15 protein-coding genes and 1 riboswitch are annotated in these 17,541 nt (G+C 74.1%); of the genes, 3 read left to right on the top strand and 12 right to left on the bottom strand.

The features are described 5' to 3' along the window. On the bottom strand, positions 1–1,206 hold the full coding sequence (locus tag AC3ERT_RS16155; RefSeq protein ID WP_435174915.1) for an LLM class flavin-dependent oxidoreductase: 1,206 nt from the start codon (positions 1,204–1,206) through the stop codon (positions 1–3). A 296-nt stretch (positions 1,207–1,502) separates the two neighbouring features. Then, positions 1,503–1,646, bottom strand: a complete 144-nt coding sequence (locus AC3ERT_RS16150) for a putative leader peptide (protein WP_335979562.1) — start codon at positions 1,644–1,646, stop codon at positions 1,503–1,505. A gap of 36 nt (positions 1,647–1,682) precedes the next feature. Beyond that, a riboswitch (SAM riboswitch) is annotated at positions 1,683–1,797 on the bottom strand. Between the two features lie 573 nt (positions 1,798–2,370). On the opposite strand from AC3ERT_RS16150, the gene AC3ERT_RS16145 reads away from it, so the two are divergent. From AC3ERT_RS16145 to AC3ERT_RS16135, 3 genes are all read left to right on the top strand, one after another. Beyond that, positions 2,371–3,510, top strand: coding sequence for an amino acid ABC transporter permease (locus tag AC3ERT_RS16145; protein ID WP_435174912.1), 1,140 nt, complete (start codon positions 2,371–2,373; stop codon positions 3,508–3,510). After that, entirely contained in the window at positions 3,507–4,280 is a 774-nt protein-coding gene (locus AC3ERT_RS16140) for an amino acid ABC transporter ATP-binding protein (RefSeq protein WP_435174909.1), read from the top strand. The genes AC3ERT_RS16145 and AC3ERT_RS16140 overlap by 4 nt, the downstream gene beginning before the upstream one ends. Before the next feature lie 137 nt (positions 4,281–4,417). Further along, on the top strand, positions 4,418–5,377 hold the full coding sequence (locus AC3ERT_RS16135) for an ABC transporter substrate-binding protein (RefSeq protein WP_335979558.1): 960 nt from the start codon (positions 4,418–4,420) through the stop codon (positions 5,375–5,377). A gap of 12 nt (positions 5,378–5,389) precedes the next feature. Here AC3ERT_RS16135 and AC3ERT_RS16130 read toward each other — a convergent pair whose 3' ends face one another. The 10 genes from AC3ERT_RS16130 to AC3ERT_RS16085 all read right to left on the bottom strand — a co-directional run bounded on the left by AC3ERT_RS16130 (position 5,390) and on the right by AC3ERT_RS16085 (position 17,477). Continuing rightward, positions 5,390–6,241 (bottom strand): SMP-30/gluconolactonase/LRE family protein, encoded by an 852-nt coding sequence (locus AC3ERT_RS16130; protein ID WP_435174906.1) that lies wholly within the window; start codon positions 6,239–6,241, stop codon positions 5,390–5,392. A gap of 51 nt (positions 6,242–6,292) precedes the next feature. Further along, a complete protein-coding gene (locus AC3ERT_RS16125) occupies positions 6,293–7,153 on the bottom strand; it encodes a fumarylacetoacetate hydrolase family protein (RefSeq protein ID WP_435174903.1) in 861 nt (286 codons plus the stop codon). A gap of 91 nt (positions 7,154–7,244) precedes the next feature. Then, entirely contained in the window at positions 7,245–8,309 is a 1,065-nt protein-coding gene (locus AC3ERT_RS16120) for a hydroxyacid dehydrogenase (RefSeq protein WP_435136665.1), read from the bottom strand. Next, entirely contained in the window at positions 8,293–9,288 is a 996-nt protein-coding gene (locus AC3ERT_RS16115) for a dihydrodipicolinate synthase family protein (protein ID WP_435136722.1), read from the bottom strand. The genes AC3ERT_RS16120 and AC3ERT_RS16115 overlap by 17 nt, the downstream gene beginning before the upstream one ends. 150 nt (positions 9,289–9,438) lie before the next feature. Beyond that, positions 9,439–10,572, bottom strand: a complete 1,134-nt coding sequence (locus AC3ERT_RS16110) for an NAD-dependent epimerase/dehydratase family protein (RefSeq protein WP_435136668.1) — start codon at positions 10,570–10,572, stop codon at positions 9,439–9,441. Between the two features lie 8 nt (positions 10,573–10,580). Beyond that, positions 10,581–11,495, bottom strand: a complete 915-nt coding sequence (locus tag AC3ERT_RS16105; protein ID WP_335979546.1) for a carbohydrate ABC transporter permease — start codon at positions 11,493–11,495, stop codon at positions 10,581–10,583. A 2-nt stretch (positions 11,496–11,497) separates the two neighbouring features. Next, the gene (locus tag AC3ERT_RS16100) at positions 11,498–12,409 is read right to left on the bottom strand and encodes a carbohydrate ABC transporter permease (RefSeq protein WP_335979544.1); all 912 of its coding nucleotides are present in this window, start codon (positions 12,407–12,409) and stop codon (positions 11,498–11,500) included. A 95-nt stretch (positions 12,410–12,504) separates the two neighbouring features. Then, the gene (locus AC3ERT_RS16095; RefSeq protein WP_435174901.1) at positions 12,505–13,761 is read right to left on the bottom strand and encodes an extracellular solute-binding protein; all 1,257 of its coding nucleotides are present in this window, start codon (positions 13,759–13,761) and stop codon (positions 12,505–12,507) included. Between the two features lie 97 nt (positions 13,762–13,858). After that, entirely contained in the window at positions 13,859–15,163 is a 1,305-nt protein-coding gene (locus AC3ERT_RS16090) for a Gfo/Idh/MocA family protein (RefSeq protein WP_435174899.1), read from the bottom strand. Positions 15,164–15,263: 100 nt separating this feature from the next. Beyond that, entirely contained in the window at positions 15,264–17,477 is a 2,214-nt protein-coding gene (locus tag AC3ERT_RS16085) for a peptidase C14 (protein WP_488179843.1), read from the bottom strand. Between the last annotated feature and the right edge of the window lie 64 nt (positions 17,478–17,541).

Here is a 17,541-nt window from a genome sequence, read left to right as displayed (position 1 = left end):
TCAGGCGGGGGCGTAGCGGTTGGCCGGGCGGGGCAGGCCGAGCAGCCCGCGCAGCGTGTCGGCCTGGTACGACTCGCGGAAGGCGCCGCGGCGCTGGAGTTCGGGCACCAGGTCGCGGCTGACGCGGGCCAGGTCGTAGGGCAGCGTCGCGGGGCGCAGCCGGAAGCCGGTCAGCCCGGTGGCGGCGAACTCCAGCAGCAGGTCGGCGAGTTCGGCGGCGGTGCCGGTGAAGACCAGGGCGTCACTGGCGTAGGGCGCGTCCAGTTCGGCGTCCAGCCGGGCGCGGCGCTCGGCGGCCCGGCCGGGCTCCTCGTCGAGGAAGACCACCAGGTCCGCGAAGACGTGCACGGTCTGGCCGCCCCGCCCGGCCTCCTCCTGCGCCTGGCGGATCTCGCCGACGACCGCGGCCGCCTGCCCGATGCCGTGCGGGGTGGTGAAGCCGAGGTCGGCGGAGGAGGCGACCAGGCGGAAGGGCTCGGTGCGGTGCGCGAGCGCGGCCACCAGCGGCTGGCCCTGCGGCGGGCGCGGGGTGATGGAGGGCCCCTTGACGCTGAAGTGCGGTCCCTCGAAGTCGATGTAGTGCAGCTTGTCGCGGTCGATGAAGCGGCCGGTGGCCACGTCGCGGATCTCCGCGTCGTCCTCCCAGCTGTCCCACAGCCGCCGCACCACCTCGACGTAGTCGGCGGCCTCGCCGAACAGCTCGGCCAGCAGCGCCCTGCCGTCCGGGGTTTCCAGCGCGTCGAGCGACAGCCCGGGCAGGGTGCGGCGGCCGAAGTGCGCGGCCTCGTCGGGCCGGGCGGACACCCGCACCTGGACCCCGGCGCGGCCGGTGCTGACGTAGTCGAGGGTGGCGATCGCCTTCGACAGGTGGAACGGCTCGGTATGGGTGACCACCGCGACCGGCAGCAGGCCGATGTGCCGGGTCAGCGGTGCGATCCGGGCGGCGGTCAGCACCGCGTCCAGCCGGCCTCGCACCTGGTCGGTCCGCTCGTCGGGGCCGGTGGGCAGGGACGACTGGAGGCCGAGGGAGTCCTCGATGGTGAGCAGGTCCAGCAGGCCGCGTTCGGCCTCGGCGGCCAGGTCGGCCCAGTAGCGCGCGGTGAACAGCTCGGCCGGCCGCGCGTCGGCCTCCCGCCAGGCGGCGGGGTGCCAGCCGGCGCCGTCGAGGGCGACCGCGAGGTGGAGGGGGGTGGTGGATCGGGACATGGACGTACCGCTTCCTGCTCGGACGGGCCGCGGGCGAACGGCCGGGGCATGGAGGTCGGGGTGTGGACGGATCGGGGTGCGTACGGATCGGAGTGCGTACGGGATCGGGTGCCTACGAGGGCGCCGGGCCGCGGGTCCCCTCCGCACGCGGCGGACCGGCGGCCGCGGGGCCGGCGGCGGGCAGGCCGGAGGGAACCGGACGGGCCCGCACCGGGAACGGCGTCGTCCCCGGGTGGGCCGGCGGAAGGACGGAGGATGCGCGCAGGGCGCCAGGGTGAAGCGGGGGTGGAGCGGGCTCAGCCGGCGGTACGCGGCAGCCGGGCCGTCGGTGTGCCCGGACACAGGGCGCCGGCGACGCGCTGGAGGTCGATGTGGCGGCGCGAGTACGTGACGAGGCCGGGTACGCCGGGGGGCGTCGACTGCTCGCTGTCGCCGCGCACTTCGCACCTCCCGCCTCGATCGGCTCACGCCTGCCGAGCTCGCGCTTGCCGAGCCGCCGTCGGCTCCGCCGGGTCGTCACCTGGAGCACCCCACCGCGACGGAGGGTTGCCGGTCAGCCGGCCAGGGCCTTGGTTGCTGACGCTCATGACCTGCAAGCACGGTAACTCGGTGCCGTGTTCGAACACAATCCCCCCTCGCCGGACGCGATCCGCGCCACATCCGGCGGGCGCCGAGGGGGATTGCCCGGCCGCCGCCCTGCGGTTAACGTGCTGAGGGCACGGGCCCGGTGTCACGCGGCCCGCCACGACCGGTGTCCGCGGTCGTACCACCGGCCGTCAGGCCCGGCGCCCACAGCGCCGAAGACAGCGAGGGGACGGGCATGGACGCAGACCGACGCGGCCTGGCGCAGTGTCCCCGCGGCTTCGCCCGGACCCGGGTGGTCCGGCGCCATGTCGACCTGCTCCGCGTGTGCAGCGCCCTGTGTCCGGGGACGCCCGCGGCCCGCTGACGGCCCGCCGCCGTTCCTTCCGCACCTCCCGCACCTCCCGCTTTCCCACCGCCGCGCCATCGGTGCCGCGGCCCACTCCCCCGGCGTGCGCGGCCGGCTGAACTCCCGCCCGCCCCTGCCCTCCTTCCCGGTGGCCCCGCCCGGCCGGCCGGCCCCGCGCGGGGCCGCCATGCCCGGATGCCGCCGCGCTCCCCGACGAGACGGGAACCCCGACGATGCCCCAGCACGACACCTCCGGGCCGGTCACCGCCGCCCCCGGCCACCCGCCGCCCCCGCCCGACCCGACCGCGCCCGGCAAACCCGCGGACGCGGGCCGGCCCGCGTCCGACCGGCCCACCACGTCCGCAGCCGATCAGCCCGCTGAGCCGAAATCCGACCGGCCGCCGTCCCCGGAGTTCCGCGCGCTGGACGTCCGCCCGGCCGACGCCTCGCTGCTCGCCGCCCGGATCGTGCCGCTGCGGCGGCCGGGGCAGTGGCTCTCGGCGGCGGTGCTGCTGGTGCTCTTCGCGATGCTCGTCCACACCCTGGCCACCAACCCGCGCTTCCAATGGCACGTGGTCGGCCACTACTTCCTCAGCTCCTCGATCCTGCACGGCCTCGAGCTGACCCTGTGGCTGACCGGCGCGGTGATGGCCAGCGGCTACCTGCTGGGGGTCGGCGTCGCCGCGATGCGGCTGTCGCGCAACCCCGTGCTGCGCGCGCTGAGCTTCGGCTACGTCTGGCTGGTGCGCTCGGTCCCGCCGCTCGTCCAACTGCTCTTCTGGTACGAACTGGCCTCGCTGTACCCGCGGTTGTCGGTGGGGGTGCCGTTCGGGCCGCAGTTCGCGGGCGTCTCGACCGCGCACCTGTTCAGCGGGGTGCTGGCCGCCTACGTCGGGCTGACGCTGGACGTGGCCGCGTTCTCCTCGGAGATCGTCCGCGGCGGCATCCTGTCGGTCGACCGCGGGCAGCGCGAGGCGGCGCGGGCGCTGGGGCTGGGCGAGGGGCGGATCTTCCGCCGGATCGTGCTGCCGCAGGCCATGCCCGCGATCATCCCCGCCTCCGGCAACCTGCTGATCGGCATGCTGAAGGCGACCTCGATCGTCAGCGTCATCGCGGTCCAGGACCTGCTGTACTCCAGCCAGTTGATCTACAACCAGAACTTCCTGATCATGCCGCTGCTGCTGGTCGCCACCCTCTGGTACGTCATCCTGACCACGCTGCTGTCGGTCGGCCAGTACTACGTCGAGCGGCACTACGCGCGCGGCAGCGGGCGGCCCGGCGACCGTACCGCGCGCGGCTTCTGGCAGGTGGCCCGCGCGAACGTACCGCTGTTCGGGCCGGCCGGCGCCTCCACCGCGGCGGGGCTGTCATGAGCGCCGGCGGGCGGCCGCTGGTGCGGGTGCGCGGCCTGCGCAAGAGCTACGGCGCGCACACCGTGCTGGACGGTGTGGACCTCGACGTGCGCGAGGGCGAGGTCACGGTGCTGCTCGGGCCGTCCGGGTCCGGGAAGTCGACGCTGCTGCGCTGCGTGAACCACCTGGAGCGGCCGGACGCCGGGTTCGTGGAGATCGGCGGCGAGCTGGTCGGCTACCGGCACGACGGCGGGCGGCTGCACGAGCTGCGGGCGCGCGCGGTCACCCGGCAGCGGGCGGACGTCGGCATGGTCTTCCAGCAGTTCAACCTCTTCCCGCACCTGACGGTGCTCGGCAACATCGTCGAGGCACCGGTGGCGGTGCGCGGCGTCCCCCGCAAGCAGGCCGCCGCCCGGGCGCGCGAGCTGCTCGAACGGGTGGGCCTGGCGGGCCGGGAGGACTCCTATCCCCGGCAGTTGTCCGGCGGCCAGCAGCAGCGGGTGGCGATCGCCCGCGCACTGGCGATGGACCCGCGGCTGCTGCTCTTCGACGAGCCGACCAGCGCGCTCGACCCCGAACTCGTGGGCGAGGTGCTGGCGGTGATCCAGGACCTGGCGGTCAGCGGTATGACGATGATCGTCGTCACCCACGAGATCGGCTTCGCCCGCAAGGCCGCCGACACCGTGGTCTTCCTCGACGGCGGACGGATCATCGAATCCGGCGCCCCCGCCGACGTGTTGAGCGCGCCACGGCACGAACGCGCCCGCTCCTTCCTCGCCGCGGTCCTCTGACTCCCCCGCTCGCACCCCGCGTGCTCCCCCGCGGCCCCCTGCTGCCGCGCACCCGCCGGCGCCCTTCGCCGGTCTCCCCGAAAGGCACTCCCGTGACCACCGAACGCCGTTCCCACCGCCGTTCCCACCGCCGCTCCGTGAGACTCGCGGCCACCGCCGCGGCCACCGCGGCCGCCCTCGCGCTGCTCGCCGCCTGCGGCGGCTCCTCCGGCGACTCCGCCGGCACCTCCTCCGACGCGGGCGCCAAACCCGCTGCCAGCGGCGGGAGTTCGACCGCGATCCCCACCCAGGACGTGGTCTCCGCCGTCACCGCCGACCCGAAGCTCACCGCCGAACTGCCCGCCAAGGTCCGCGCCAGCGGCACCCTGACGCTCGGCACCACCCTCCAGCCGGGCGTGCAGGGCCTGCCGCACGCCGGCCAGGACAACGGCAAGGACGTCGGCCTCGACGTGGACCTGCGCAACGCCGTCGCCAAGGTGCTCGGCGTCACCTGGAAGGTGCAGAACGGCACCTTCCCCACGATCATCCCCGGTGTGCAGAACGGCCGTTACGACGTCGGCCAGGACAACTTCGGCGCCACCAAGGAACGCGAGAAGGTGGTCGACTTCGCCACCTACCTCAACGACGGGCAGGCGTTCCTCGGTTCGCGCACCGTCTCCCTCACGTCGGTGAAGAAGCTCACCGACCTGTGCGGCCTGACCGTCGCCACCTCGCCCGGCTCGACCTTCCAGCAGATCCTCACCGACGGCGCCGGCGACTGCGCGAAGGCCGGCAAGAAGCCGTACAAGGTGCAGTACTTCGCCGACAGCGCGCCGATCTTCCTCGGCCTGGCCAACGGCAAGGTCGATGTGATGTTCGGCCCGACCCTCGGCCTGAAGTACGACGCGACCCGGATCGCGGGCACCAGGTTCCTCGGCCAGATCAGCACCACCGCCGTGGGCTTCGTCACCGCCCGCAACTCGCCGATCGCCCCGGCGCTGCGCGACGCGGTGAACAAGCTGATCGCCGACGGCACCTACGCGAAGATCTTCGCCAAGTGGGGGGTGCCCGGCACCGGCATCACCAAGTCCGAGCTGAACCCGGCCACGACCTTCTGACCCGGGGCCCGCTCAGCGGCTCACGCCGTCCCAGGCGGGCAGGGGCGCGCCCCGCGCACCCGGGCGCACCGCGAACAGGCCGCCGTCGGGCCCGCCCGCGCTGATCAGCAGCGTGTCGAGGCCGGGCCCGGCGAAGGCCGCGCTCGACGGGTGCGCCACGGGAACCCGTACGGTCGCCAGGTGCCGGGCGTCCGGCGCGTGGCAGCGCACCTCGCCCGCGCCCCACACCGCGAGCCACAGGTTGCCGTCGCGGTCGGTGCACAGCCCGTCCGGCAGCCCGCCGCGCACCGCGAGGAAGTCCCGGCGCGGCCCGGCCCGGCCGGTCGCCGGGTCGTAGCCGCGGACCCGGACCAGTCCGGCGCCGGTGTCCACGCTGTACATCAGCGTGCCGTCGGGCGACCAGGCCAGGCCGTTGGAGCAGGTGAGGTCGGTGTCCAGGGGGCGGGGGCGGCCGTCGCCCGCGAGCCGGACCAGGATGTCCGCGCCGCGGCGGCCGTCGAGCGCGGCCGAGCCGACCAGGAAGCGCCCGGTCGGGTCGCAGCCGCCGTCGTTCAGCCGGGCCGGGGCGCCCTGCGGCAGCACCCGGGCGCCGGCCCGGCGGGTGCCGTCGGGCAGCAGCACCGTCAGGCCGTACCGGCCCGCGACCAGCAGGCGGCCGTCGGCGGCGCAGGCGACCGCGGCGGCCGGGCCCGGGAGGCGGTGCCTGCGCACCACCTCCACCCGGCCGGGCCGCAGCCGCCCCTCGTGGACCAGCCCGGCGTCGATGTCCACCCACAGCAGCCGCTCGCGCGGGCCGTCCCAGACCGGGCCCTCGGCGAGCCGGAAGCCGCCGGTGCGCACCGGCCGGGCGTCGAAGGTCAGCACCGCGCGGTCACCGGGCGGCCGCCGCGCCGGTCCGGGCCGCGTCGGGCGCGCTCAGGCATCGGCGCACACCGAGCGGTGCCGGCCGAGGCCCTCGATCTCCATCTCGACCACGTCGCCGGCGGACAGGTAGGGGAAGCGGCCGGAGAGCGCGACGCCCTCGGGGGTGCCGGTGTCGATCAGGTCGCCCGGCTCCAGGACCAGGTACTGGGACAGGTGCCGGACGATCTCGGCGACGCCGAAGATCATGTCGGCGGTCGAGGAGTCCTGCCGGGGCTCGCCGTTGACCCAGGAGCGCAGCCGCAGCGCCTGCGGGTCGGGCACCTCGTCGGCGGTCAGCAGCCAGGGGCCGAGCGGGTGGAAGGTCTCGCAGCTCTTGCCCTTGGCCCACTGGCCGCCGGGGGTGCCGAGCTGGAAGGCCCGCTCGGAGACGTCGTCGCCCAGCGCGTAGCCGGCGACGTACGCCAGCGGGTCGTCGTCCGCGGCGAGGTAGCGGGCGCGGCGGCCGATCACCACGGTCAGCTCCACCTCCCAGTCGGTCTGCCGCGAGCCGCGCGGGATGAGCACGGTGTCCTGCGGACCGACCACGGTGTTGGGGCTCTTGTGGAAGAGGATCGGCTCGGTGGGCGGTTCGGCGCCCGACTCGCGGGCGTGGGCGGCGTAGTTCTGGCCGATGCACAGCACCGCGCCGGGCCGGGCGACGGGCGCGCCGACGCGCAGCCCGGCGAGGTCGGCGGCCGGGAGTTCGGGCAGCGCGCCCGCGGCCAGCGCGTCCCGGGCCCGCGCGGGGCCGTCGGCGGCGAAGAAGGCGGGGTCGATGTCGGGGGTCAGGCCGGACAGGTCGTACGTCCGGCCGTCGGCGGTGCCGAGCACGGGGCGCTCGCCGCCGGCCGGTCCCAGGCGCATCAGGCGCATTGGTGTTCTCTCCTCGTGCGGGCGATGCGGGTGCGCATCGGGGTGCGGGCAGGGGTACGGGTGCGGGTGCCGGCCGGTGCCGGGTGTACGGCTACTCGACGCGTGCCAGCGCGTCGCGGTCCACCGCGTGCCGCAACTCCTCGCCCCGCAGGTGCCGTTCGACCTCGGCCACGGTGCTGTCGCCCAGCGCGTGCCGCCCCTCGACGGTCGCCGCGGCCTGATGGGGCGTCAGCAGCACGTTGGGCAGGGCGCGCAGCGGGTGGCCGGTGGGCAGCGGTTCGTCGTCGTAGACGTCGAGGGCCGCGTCGATCCGGCCGGTGCGCAGTTCGGCCAGCAGCGCGGCCTCGTCCACCAGCCAGGACCTGGCGGTGTTGACCAGCCCGGCGCCGTCGGGGAGCAGGGCCAGCTCCCTGCGGCCGAGCAGGTGCCGGGTCTCGGCGAGCGCGGGCGCGTGCACCGCGGTGATCCGGCTGCCGGCCAGCACCTGGTCCAGCCCGGCCACCCGCACCCCGAGCGCGTGCGCGTCCGCCGGGTCGAGATACGGGTCGGCCACTGTCACCTCGGCGCCGAGCGCCCGGACCAGGGCGATGTACGCGCGGCCGGTGCGGGAGGCGCCGATCACGCCCACCGGACAGCCGAGGATCTGGTGGCGCTCGGGCGCCGCCTCGGCCTGCTCCCAGGGCGCGCCGGAGCGCAGCGCGTGGTCGAAGCGGTGGACGCGGTGCAGCAGGGCGAGGGTGAAGGCGAGGGCGACCTCGGCTACCGGCCGGGCCATGGCGGCGCCGGCCTGGGTGACGCGCACCCCGCGGGCGAACACCTCCCGGGTGACATACGGGCTCACCGCTCCCCCGGTGTGCGCCACCAGCCCCAACCGGGGTGCGCCCGCGAGCAGTTCGGCGTCGAGCCGGGCGGTGCCCCAGCCGGTGACGAGCACGTCGGCCGCGCGCAGGGCGGCCGCCAGCTCCGCCCGGTCGCCGGGGTGTTCGAGGAGCACGACCTCGGCCAGTGCGGTCAGCCGCTCCCAGGACGCGCCGGTGAACAGCTGCCGCCGCAGCGCCTGCCCCACCGCGACGACGACCACCGCCCGCCCGCCCCGCGCCGGCTCCCCGCCGGCGAGGGGAGGTCGGGGGCCGCCGGGGTCAGGAGAGCCAGGCATCGCGGTGCTCCGCCACGAAGGCGTCGTCGGTCAGCCAGGGGTAGGCGGCGGCGACGCGGGCGATCTCCTCGGCCTGGCGCGGGGAGAGCCGTTCGGCGGGGTCGAGGCACCAGGTGCCGGCCAGCAGGCCCTGGCGGCGCAGGACTTCGTGGACGCCGGGGATGCAGCCGCGGAAGGCGTTGCGGACGTCGAAGACCGCCGCGTTGGCCTCGCTGAGCTGCGGGGCCCGGCGCAGCAGGTCGGTCATGAGGTCCTGGTCGCCGGCGCGGGCCGCGCGGACCTCGGCCAGCATCCGCACGGCGCCGCGGGTCCACACCGCCCACTGCCCGAGCAGCCCGCCGGCGAACCAGCGCAGTTCACCGCCGGAGGTGCGGTAGGGGGTGAGCAGGTCGTGGAGGATCGCGTCGTCGTTGCCGGTGTACAGGGCGACCTGCCCGGCGCGGTCGCTCGCGGCGACGGCGGCGATCACCTCGGCGGTGCGGTAGCGGTCGAAGGGCGCGGCCTTGATCGCCACCACGGAGGGGATCTCCGCGAACGCCCGCCAGAAGCCGGCCGACAGGTAGCGGCCCCCGACGGCCTCCTGGAGGTAGAAGCCGACCACGGGCAGCACCTGGCCGACGGCGCGGGCCCGCTCCAGCAGCCCGGCCTCGTCGGCGCCGGGCACCGCGGGGCTCAACAGCACCGCGTCGTAGCCGAGTTCGGCGGCGAGTTCGGCCTCGGCGACGGCCTGCGCGGTGTAGCCGCAGGCGCCCGCGATCTTCACCACGGGGCGGCCGGACTCCTTGTCGGCGGTCTCCGCGGCGAGTTCGAGCACCGGGCGGAGCAGGCCGACGGCGGCGTCCCTGATCTCGAACTGGGTGGTGTGCACGCCGACGGCGATGCCGCCGGCGCCCGAGGCCAGGTAGTAGCGGGTCAGGGCGCGCTGGCGCCGTTCGTCCAGCCGGCGTTCGGCGGTGAGGGCCAGCGGGTGGGCGGGTATGACGGTGCCGGCGGCGAGCAGGTCGAGCGGGCTCGCCCCGCCCGGTGCGCTGCCGGGAGCGTCGTCCGGGGTGCGGCCGGAAACGCTTGCGGGGGCGCCGTCGGTGCCGGTGGGGGCGGCGGTGCCGGGGGTGCGGGTGGACACGGTGGGTCAGAACCTTCCGTCGCGGACATGGAACTTGGTGGGCCGGCCCGACAGCGGCAGCCCGCGCCGAATCCACTCGGCCTGCCAGCCGACGAGGGTGCGCAGCGGCACCGGCGGATAGCCGAACAGGGCGTGGCAGCGGCTCGCGTCGGACAGCAGGGCCGTGCCGGATTCCTGACCCGTCGTCAAGGATGCCTGTTCCAGGGCGGTTTCGCTGCCCGGGCCGCCGCCAGTAGTGCCCGCCCGGCCGAACTCCTCGGCGAACAGGTGCGCCAGCCGCCGTACGGACGCGGTCTCCGGGCCGGTGAGGTTGAGGGTGAAGGCTTCGGCGTCGGCGTGCAGCAGCGCGCGCAGCGCGACCTCGTTGGCGTACCCCTGCCAGACCACGTTGGCGTGGCCGGTGGTGACGTCGACCGGCTCGCCCGCGTGCACGGTGGCGGCGATGTCGGCGAGCACCCCGTACCGCAGGTCGATCGCGTAGTTGAGCCGGAGCAGCGCGACGCGGGTGCCGTGTTCGGCGGCGTGGTGGCCGAAGACGCGTTCGCGGCCCAGGCAGGACATGGCGTACTCGCCGACCGGGCCAACGGGGTCGGTCTCGGCGGACCCGGCGGAGGCGGTGTCGACCAGCGGGTAGACGTTGCCGGTGGAGAAGGCGGCGATGCGCGCGTCCCGGTAGCGGCGGGCGATCCGGTCCGGCAGGGCGGCGTTGACCGCCCAGGCGTGCGCGGGGTTGCCCGCGGAGCCGAACTTGGCGCCGACCATGAAGACCGCGTTGCCCGCGTCGGGCAGTTCGGCCGGGTCGCCGTCGAGCAGGTCGAACGCGACCGGGCGGACGCCCTCGGCGGCGAGCGCGTCGGCCGCCTTCCGGTCCGACCAGCGGGACACGGCGTGCACCGCGAGGTCGCCGCGGCCCGCGGCGTCCAGCGCGCGGCGGGCCAGCCGGCACAGGCTGGGGCCCATCTTGCCGCCCGCGCCGAGGACGACCAGGTCGCCGTCGAGGCGGGCGAGGTCGGCCACCAGGGCGGGTGACGGCGTGGCGAGCAGGTCTTCGAGCTGCTGCTCGTCCTCCGGGAAGCCGGCGGGGGACGGGGAGGCGCTCGGGGAGGCGCTCGGAGAGGTGCTCGGGGAGGTGTGAGGCATGTGCGTGGTCATCCTTTGACGGCCGAACCGGTGACGCCCTCGGTGAAGTACCGCTGGCCGGCCAGGTAGGCGGCGAAGATGGGGACGAAGGCGATCACCGAACCGGCGAGCACCTGGCTGAGCGGCACCTGCTGCTGTTGCAGCGACGCGATGCCGACGGTGAGGGTGCGCATGTCGCTGCTCTGGCCCATGACCAGCGGCCACAGGAAGTCGTTCCAGTGCCACAGGAAGACGAACGTGCCGAGCGTGGCGAGGATCGGCTTGAGCAGCGGCAGCACGATGCTGACGAAGATCCGCAGTTCGCTGCACCCGTCCAGCCGGGCCGCCTCGAACATCTCGTCGGGCAGGTCCCTGATGAACTGCCGCATCAGGAAGACCGCCTGGGCGTTGGCGAGGGTGGGGACGATCAGGCCCCAGTAGGTGTCCACGCCGCCGAGCTTCGCCATCATGATGAAGGTCGGGATCATCGTGACGTGGTAGGGCACCATGACCATCGACAGGAACGACCAGAACATGGTCTCCCGGCCGCGGAACCGCTTCTTGGCGAAGGCGTACCCGGCCAGCGAGGACAGCACCAGCACCCCGACCACCGACACCACCGAGTAGACGACGGTGTTCAGCAGCCAGCGCGGCACGTCCTGGGCGTCGAGCACCGCGCTGTAGGAGGAGCCGGACAGGTGCCAGGGCAGCAGGCTGCCGGGCAGCGACACCGCGGCGCCGGGCTTCAGCGACAGCACCAGCATCGCGTAGAAGGGGAAGACCGTCGCCACGGAGGCGACCGCGAGCAGCACCCCGCGGACGATCCGCCCGGCGGCGGTGGGTTGCAGCGCGCGGGGCACGGTGTCGCGCTCGCGGGTGCGGGTGGCCCGGCGGGGCCGGTCGGCCCGGCGGAGCCGGGCGGCGCGCACGGTCGCGTTCGCCATGGTCACTTCTCCTTTCCGAGCACCAGCCGCTGCACGAGCGCCACGACCACGGTCATCACGAACAGCACGCAGCCGAGCGCGCTGGCGTAGCCGAGGTCGCTGTACTTGAAGCCGGCGTCGTAGAGCTGGTACACGAGGCTGTAGCTGGCGTTGGCCGGGCCGCCGCCGGTCATCACGTAGATGGCGTCGAAGATCTGGAAGCTGTTGGTGGTCTCGATCACCGCGAGGAAGAAGAACGCCGGCTTCAGCTGCGGGGCGACGATGTAGCGGAAGCGCTGGAACGGCCCGGCGCCGTCCATCAGCGCGGCTTCCTCCAACTCCCTCGGTACGTCCTGGAGTCGGGCGAGCAGGATGAGCATGCCGTAGCCGCAGCGGGACCAGATGCCGACCAGGGCGATCGCGGGCAGCACCAGCGCGGAGTCGGTCAGCCAGGACTGGTCGGGCAGCCCGAGCAGGCCCATCAGGTCCGACCAGGGGCCCTTGGTGGAGAAGATCCAGATGAAGACGGTGGAGGCCAGGATGAGGCTGGTGACCACCGGCAGGAAGAAGATCGACCGGAACAGCCGCGAGCCGCGAAAGGCCCGCCGGGTCAGCAGCGCGAGCCCGAGCGAGGCGAGGATGGTGAAGGGCACGGCGATCACGCTGTAGACGACGGTCACCCGCAGCGAGGACCAGAACAGCGGGTCGTGCACCATCCGCTGGAAGTTCTGGAGCCCGGTGAAGTGGGTGGTGTCGCCGATGGTGTAGTCGGTGAAGCCGAGCACCAGCCCGGCGACGCCCGGGCCGAACCGGAAGGCCAGGAAGAGCAGGAAGCAGGGCAGCACGAACAGCAGCCCGATCCGGGCCTCCCGGCGCGCGTGCGGTCCGCGTCGGTTCTTCTGCGGGCGGGTGGTACGTTCCGCGACTGCGGCCACGGGACCTCCTTCGGAAAGCGGCGGGTGCTGCCGGGCGGGCCGCCCACCGGGGGCGGGCGGCCCGCAGCCGTACGGGCGGTGGGCGGCGGGGGCGGTCAGCGCTTGCGGGCGATCAGCTGGTCGGCGGCCTGCGCCGCGTCGTCCAGCGCCTTCTGCGGGGTGGTCTTGCCGAGCAGCGCGGCCTGGATCTGCGGGGCGAGCAGGCCCATCACGTCACGCGCGGCCTTGTTGAGCGGCCCGACGTCGGTGCTGCCGAGCACCTTCTCGGTGGCCTGCTGGATGGCGTCGCCGGGGTAGAGCGCGGTGGCGTCGGTGCGCGGCGAGAAGTAGCCGCCCGGCGTCTGGAGCCCGGCGGAGTTCTTCGGCTGGGACACGTAGGAGATCCACTTGCCGGACAGCTCCTGGTTGGCGCCCTTGAAGACCGCGAGGGTGCCGACGGTGCCGTACGCCACGGACTTGGCGGCGGTCAGCGCCGGGCCGACCTCGATGTTCTCCTTGCCCCAGAACGGCTCGACCTCGGCGGCGGTGTTCTGCCAGGTGCAGGCGACCTTGTTCTTGGCGAGGTCGGTCTGCTCGATCTGCGGGGTGGTGGTGACCAGGTCCTTGGGCGTCCAGCCGTTGTCCACGAAGGTCTTCAGCCAGGTGAGGGCCTTGACGCCGGCCGCGCTGTTGAAGGCGGCCTTCTTGCCGTCGGCGGAGAAGACGTCCCCGCCGGCCTGCCACAGCAGCGGGTAGAAGGTCATGTTGAGGGTGGCGGTGGTGTCGCCGCTGTAGCTGGTGGCGTAGAAGCCCTTGGCCTTCAGCTTCGGGGCGAGCGCGGCGAGCTGGTCCCAGGTGGTCGGCGCGGTCGTCTCGCCGACGGCGTTCAGGACCTTCTTGTCGCACAGCAGCGGGTAGCTGGACATCAGCACCGGCGCGGCGTACGCCTGCCCGTCGACGGTGACCGCCTTGAGCGCGGCCGGGCGGTAGGCGGCCTTGTCCGCGGCGGACATCCACTTGGCCGCCGGGATCAGGTTGCGCTGGTAGGCGGAGAGCTGGTCGGGGATCAGGTAGGCGACGTCGGGGCCCTTGCCGGCGGCGATCGCGGTGGCCAGCGCGGTGTCGCGGTTGGCCCACGGGTAGGTGGAGACCTTGACGGTCACCCCCGGGTTCTCCTTCTCGAAGCCCTTGACCAGGCCGTCCCAGTAGGCGGAGTTCGCCTTCGCGTCATTGATCACCGGGTAGACCCAGGTGTTGATCGTCTTCTTCGAGCTGGACCCGGAGCCGGTGCCGGAGCCGCAGCCGGCGACGGCGGTGGCGGTCAGGGCGGCGGCGACGGAGAGGGCGAAGGCTGCGGTGTTACGGCGTCTCACGGTGGTTCTCGCTTTCCGGGCGTGGAGCGGGCGTTGGCGGTCGTACGGGCGCGGGCGGGGCGGGCGGGGTCGGCTGGGCGGGGTCAGCCGGGCGGGGTCAGCGGAGCGGCACGGTCTCGACGGTGCCGCGGTGCCGGGAGCGTTCCGCGGCGAAGGCGGCGAGGTGGCTGCCGAGGGACTCCAGCGGGCCGGAGCGGATGTGGGAGCGGTCGCCGGTGGCGAGCGCGGTGACGAAGGACTCGACCAGGACGGTGTCGCCGCCGCCGTGGCCGTCGGCGGCGTTGGAGCCGCTGGCGCCCACGTCGAGCACCTGGACGGTGTCGTCGCGGAAGTCGTGCACGGTGACCCGTTCGCCGTCGCCGCGCAGCCAGCCGTGGCTGCCGAAGATCCGGGTCTGGCGGTGGGTCTGCTCGGTGAAGGCGGTCATGGTGAACACCGCGGTGGCGCCGCCGGACAGCCGCATGGCGACCACCTGGTTGTCCACCACGTCGTTGTCCGCGCGGTACACGCAGCGCCCGTACGGTCCGGTGCGCAGCGCCTCGGTGAGGACCGGCTCGTCCTGCGGGCCGGTGGCGTGCTCGGTGACGTGGTCGATCGGCCAGGCGCCGCCGGTGGTGCGCAGCGCCGGGTAGTACAGCTTGGGCGCGGAGTACGGGCAGGCCGGTTCGGCCGGGCAGTCCAGGCAGGTGGCGGTCGCGCCGGCCGGGGCGTTCTCCGGGCGGAAGTGGGTCAGGGCGCCGAAGCTGGCCACGGTCTCGATCCGGCGGCCGGTGACGTAGGCGATCCAGTCCAGGTCGTGGCTGGACTTGGCGAGGATCATCGGCGAGGAGTCCGCCTCGCGGCGCCACGGGCCGCGGACGTAGGAGTGCGCGTAGTGCCACCAGCCGACCGGTTCCAGGTGGTCCAGGCCCGTGACGGTGCCCAGCACGCCGCTGTCCACGACGCTCTTCACCAGGTCGGTGTAGGGGGTGTAGCGCATGACGTGGCACACGGCGAAGGGCACGCCGGTCGCCTCGACGCCCTCGACGATGGCGCGGCACTCCTCCTCGGTGGGGGCGAGCGGCTTCTCGGTGAGTACCGCGTAGCCGGCCCGGGCCAGCGCGAGCACCGGTGCGGCGTGGTCGCGGTCCTGGGTGGCCACGATGACGCCGTCGGCCAGCGGGCCGCCGTTCGCCTCGGTCGCGGCGAGCAGTTCCCGCCAGTCGCCGTAGCCGGTCGCGGACGGCAGGGCGGCGCGCGCCTGGGGCCGGGGGTCGGCGACGGCGACGATCCGGGCCCGCTCGGGGTGTTCGCGTATCCACCCGGCGTAGGTCATCCCGCGGTTGCCCGCGCCCACGAGGGCGATCCGCACCGGGCGCCCCTGGATCGGGGTGCCGCCGGTGCTGCGCTGGTCGGTGGCCATGGTCTCTTCCTCACGGTGGACGTGGCGGTGCTGCGGGAACGGGTACGAGGGGGTGGTGGCCGGCCGGGCCCGGGAGGTGGAACGGGCCCGGCCGGCGGTCTCAGACCAGCAGGTTGCCGCTGGTGTGCCGGACCCGGTCGCCCTCGGCGGGCACCTTGGTGCGGGTGACGCCGTCCTCGGTGCAGCCGGTGTGCAGCAGGTAGCCGGCGCCGGTGAACGCGGCCGGGTCGAGTTCGATGCGGCCGCCGGTGAAGGACGAGCCGCCCGCGCGGTAGTGGTTGACGCCGTCGGTGATCAGCAGGTGCGCGGTCTTGCCGTCGGAGGCGCGGGAGTCCAGGCCGTCGAGCTGCCAGCTGACGGTGCGGTCGGCGCCGCTGCGGGCGAGGAAGGCGGCGGAGCTGTTGGTGCCGGTGAAGCGGGCGCCGCCGTCGATCCACAGCCGCTGGTCCTTGGCGGAGTCCAGCACCAGTCCGGTGTCGGCGAAGGTGCCGCCGTGCACCGCGGTGTCGGCGTGCGCGACGGTGCTCGGGGCGGCGCCGTCGCCCGCGCCGGTGAAGGTGCAGTGGTCCAGCACCAGGTCGCCGGTGCCGTTGAACTGCGCGCCGTCCAGGTTCTTCAGGGTGACCCGCAGCAGGTGCACGTCGGAGCTGACGGTGGCCGCGGTGACCTCGGACGCCTTGCCCTGGGTGAAGGCGGAGTCGGCGATCACCGTGGGCCGCTTGGAGCGCGCGGACGCCTGCGAGACCACCAGCGGCCCGGAGGCGACGCAGCCGCGCAGCTGGGCGCCGTCGGCGTTGACCCAGATCATGCCGGAGCCGGCCTGGGCGTTGCCGATGACGAGCATGTCCTCCAGCGTCAGGTCGGTGATGTTGGTGCGGGCCACGAACCAGGAGCAGGCGTGCCGGCGGACGGTGACCCGCTTGGCCGCGCCGCCCCAGGCGGCACCGGAGTTGGCGAAGGTCATCAGGCCGGAGTTGCCGGTGAAGGTCAGGTCGTGCTCGAACTGGCCGTGGGTGACGAAGGGGCCCTGGTCGTCGCCGTCGCCGTGGCAGTTGGTGACGTAGCCGTAGGCGGAGGCGGTCCAGTCGTTGAGGTGCCGGGCGTTGGCGACGTGGCAGTCCTCGACGTGGCCGTACAGGCAGTAGATCTGCTGGGTGAGGTAGCCGGCGCCGCCGTAGGTGACCGAGGCGGGGTTCTTCAGCTGGCACTCGGAGGTGCGGAAGTAGGTGCACCAGCGGCGGATGATCACCGGCCAGAAGGTGCCGGTGGCGTCGATGCCGGAGACGTCGCAGGAGACGGCGTACTCGTAGGCCAGCGGGTGCGAGCCGGTGACGGTGTCGTTGTCGGCGACGTCGGGGACGCCCTGGAAGACCATGTTGCGGACATGGGCGCGCTCGACCGGCTCGACCCGGGTCCAGGTGAAGGTGCGCCCGGCGGCCAGGTCCCAGCCGATCTTGTAGTTGACCCGGATGTGCGTGCCGTCCACGATCTCGGTGACCTGGACGAGCTTCTGCACCTCCTTCTCGTACAGCCCGGTGCCCGCGGCCGCGTCGATCTCGACGGTCCACCACTGGCCGACGGTGAAGGACGCGCTCCCCGGCACCTCGAAGATGTCGGCGAGGTCGGGCATGGCGGCGGACAGCTCGGACTTCACCGTGGTGTCGGTGACGGTGCCGCGGAAGTAGAGCACCGCGCCGAAGGGGTTGTTGTAGCTGTTCGGCTCGATCCCGTCGGTGGTGACGAGGTGGCCGCCGAAGTCCAGTTCGATCCGGGAGCGGGAGAAGGTGTGCCGCTTGGTGAAGTTGAGGTCGGTGTGCGCCTCGATCCGGTGGACGGCCGGGTCGTCCATCATGGCGTCCAGCGCGTCGTCGGCCGGGGTGGAGGCGTCGGCGATGCCGAACTGGCGGAAGTCCAGCAGGCCGTCGTGGACCATGAGCCAGCGGCCCTTGCCGGTGAGGCCGGCCGGGCGCAGCACGGTGCCGCCGTTGGGGGCGGTGGTGGCGCCGGCGTCCCAGCGGGCGGCCAGGCCGCCGCCGTCGCCGGGGGCGTGGTAGCCGGAGACGAACGCGACCGCGCCGTCGGCGAGCGACTTCGGGTTGAGCGCGAGCAGGTGGGCGACGGTGTCCACCGCGATCGGGGCGGGGGACTTGTCGGCGGCCGAGGCGGTGCCGGTGCCGGCGGCGACCGCGGTGGTGGTGGCCGCGAGCAGCAGCCCGCCGATGCCGCCGGCCCGCAGCAGCCTGCGGCGGGAGGTGTCCGGGTGGCTCGGTTCGGAGCTCGACTCGGGGCTCTGGTCGGTGGTGGAACCCGGCACGGGGCCAGGAGAAACGTTCACGGTGTGCCTCAGCCTTCGATGGGCCTTAGGTGAGGACGAGTCC

It is taken from the genome of Actinacidiphila sp. bgisy145, from assembly GCF_057708125.1.
The sequence above is the reverse complement of the archived record's forward strand: the minus strand, read 5'-3'. Positions and strand labels throughout refer to the sequence as shown.

Excerpts from the sequence above, each read along its gene's own strand:
- AC3ERT_RS16155 (WP_435174915.1), bottom strand. The coding sequence starts at position 1,206 with ATGTCCCGATCCACCACCCCCCTCCACCTCGCGGTCGCCCTCGACGGC.
- AC3ERT_RS16145 (WP_435174912.1), top strand. The coding sequence starts at position 2,371 with ATGCCCCAGCACGACACCTCCGGGCCGGTCACCGCCGCCCCCGGCCAC.
- AC3ERT_RS16140 (WP_435174909.1), top strand. The coding sequence starts at position 3,507 with ATGAGCGCCGGCGGGCGGCCGCTGGTGCGGGTGCGCGGCCTGCGCAAG.
- AC3ERT_RS16125 (WP_435174903.1), bottom strand. The coding sequence starts at position 7,153 with ATGCGCCTGATGCGCCTGGGACCGGCCGGCGGCGAGCGCCCCGTGCTC.
- AC3ERT_RS16120 (WP_435136665.1), bottom strand. The coding sequence starts at position 8,309 with ATGCCTGGCTCTCCTGACCCCGGCGGCCCCCGACCTCCCCTCGCCGGC.
- AC3ERT_RS16110 (WP_435136668.1), bottom strand. The coding sequence starts at position 10,572 with ATGCCTCACACCTCCCCGAGCACCTCTCCGAGCGCCTCCCCGAGCGCC.
- AC3ERT_RS16105 (WP_335979546.1), bottom strand. The coding sequence starts at position 11,495 with ATGGCGAACGCGACCGTGCGCGCCGCCCGGCTCCGCCGGGCCGACCGG.
- AC3ERT_RS16090 (WP_435174899.1), bottom strand. The coding sequence starts at position 15,163 with ATGGCCACCGACCAGCGCAGCACCGGCGGCACCCCGATCCAGGGGCGC.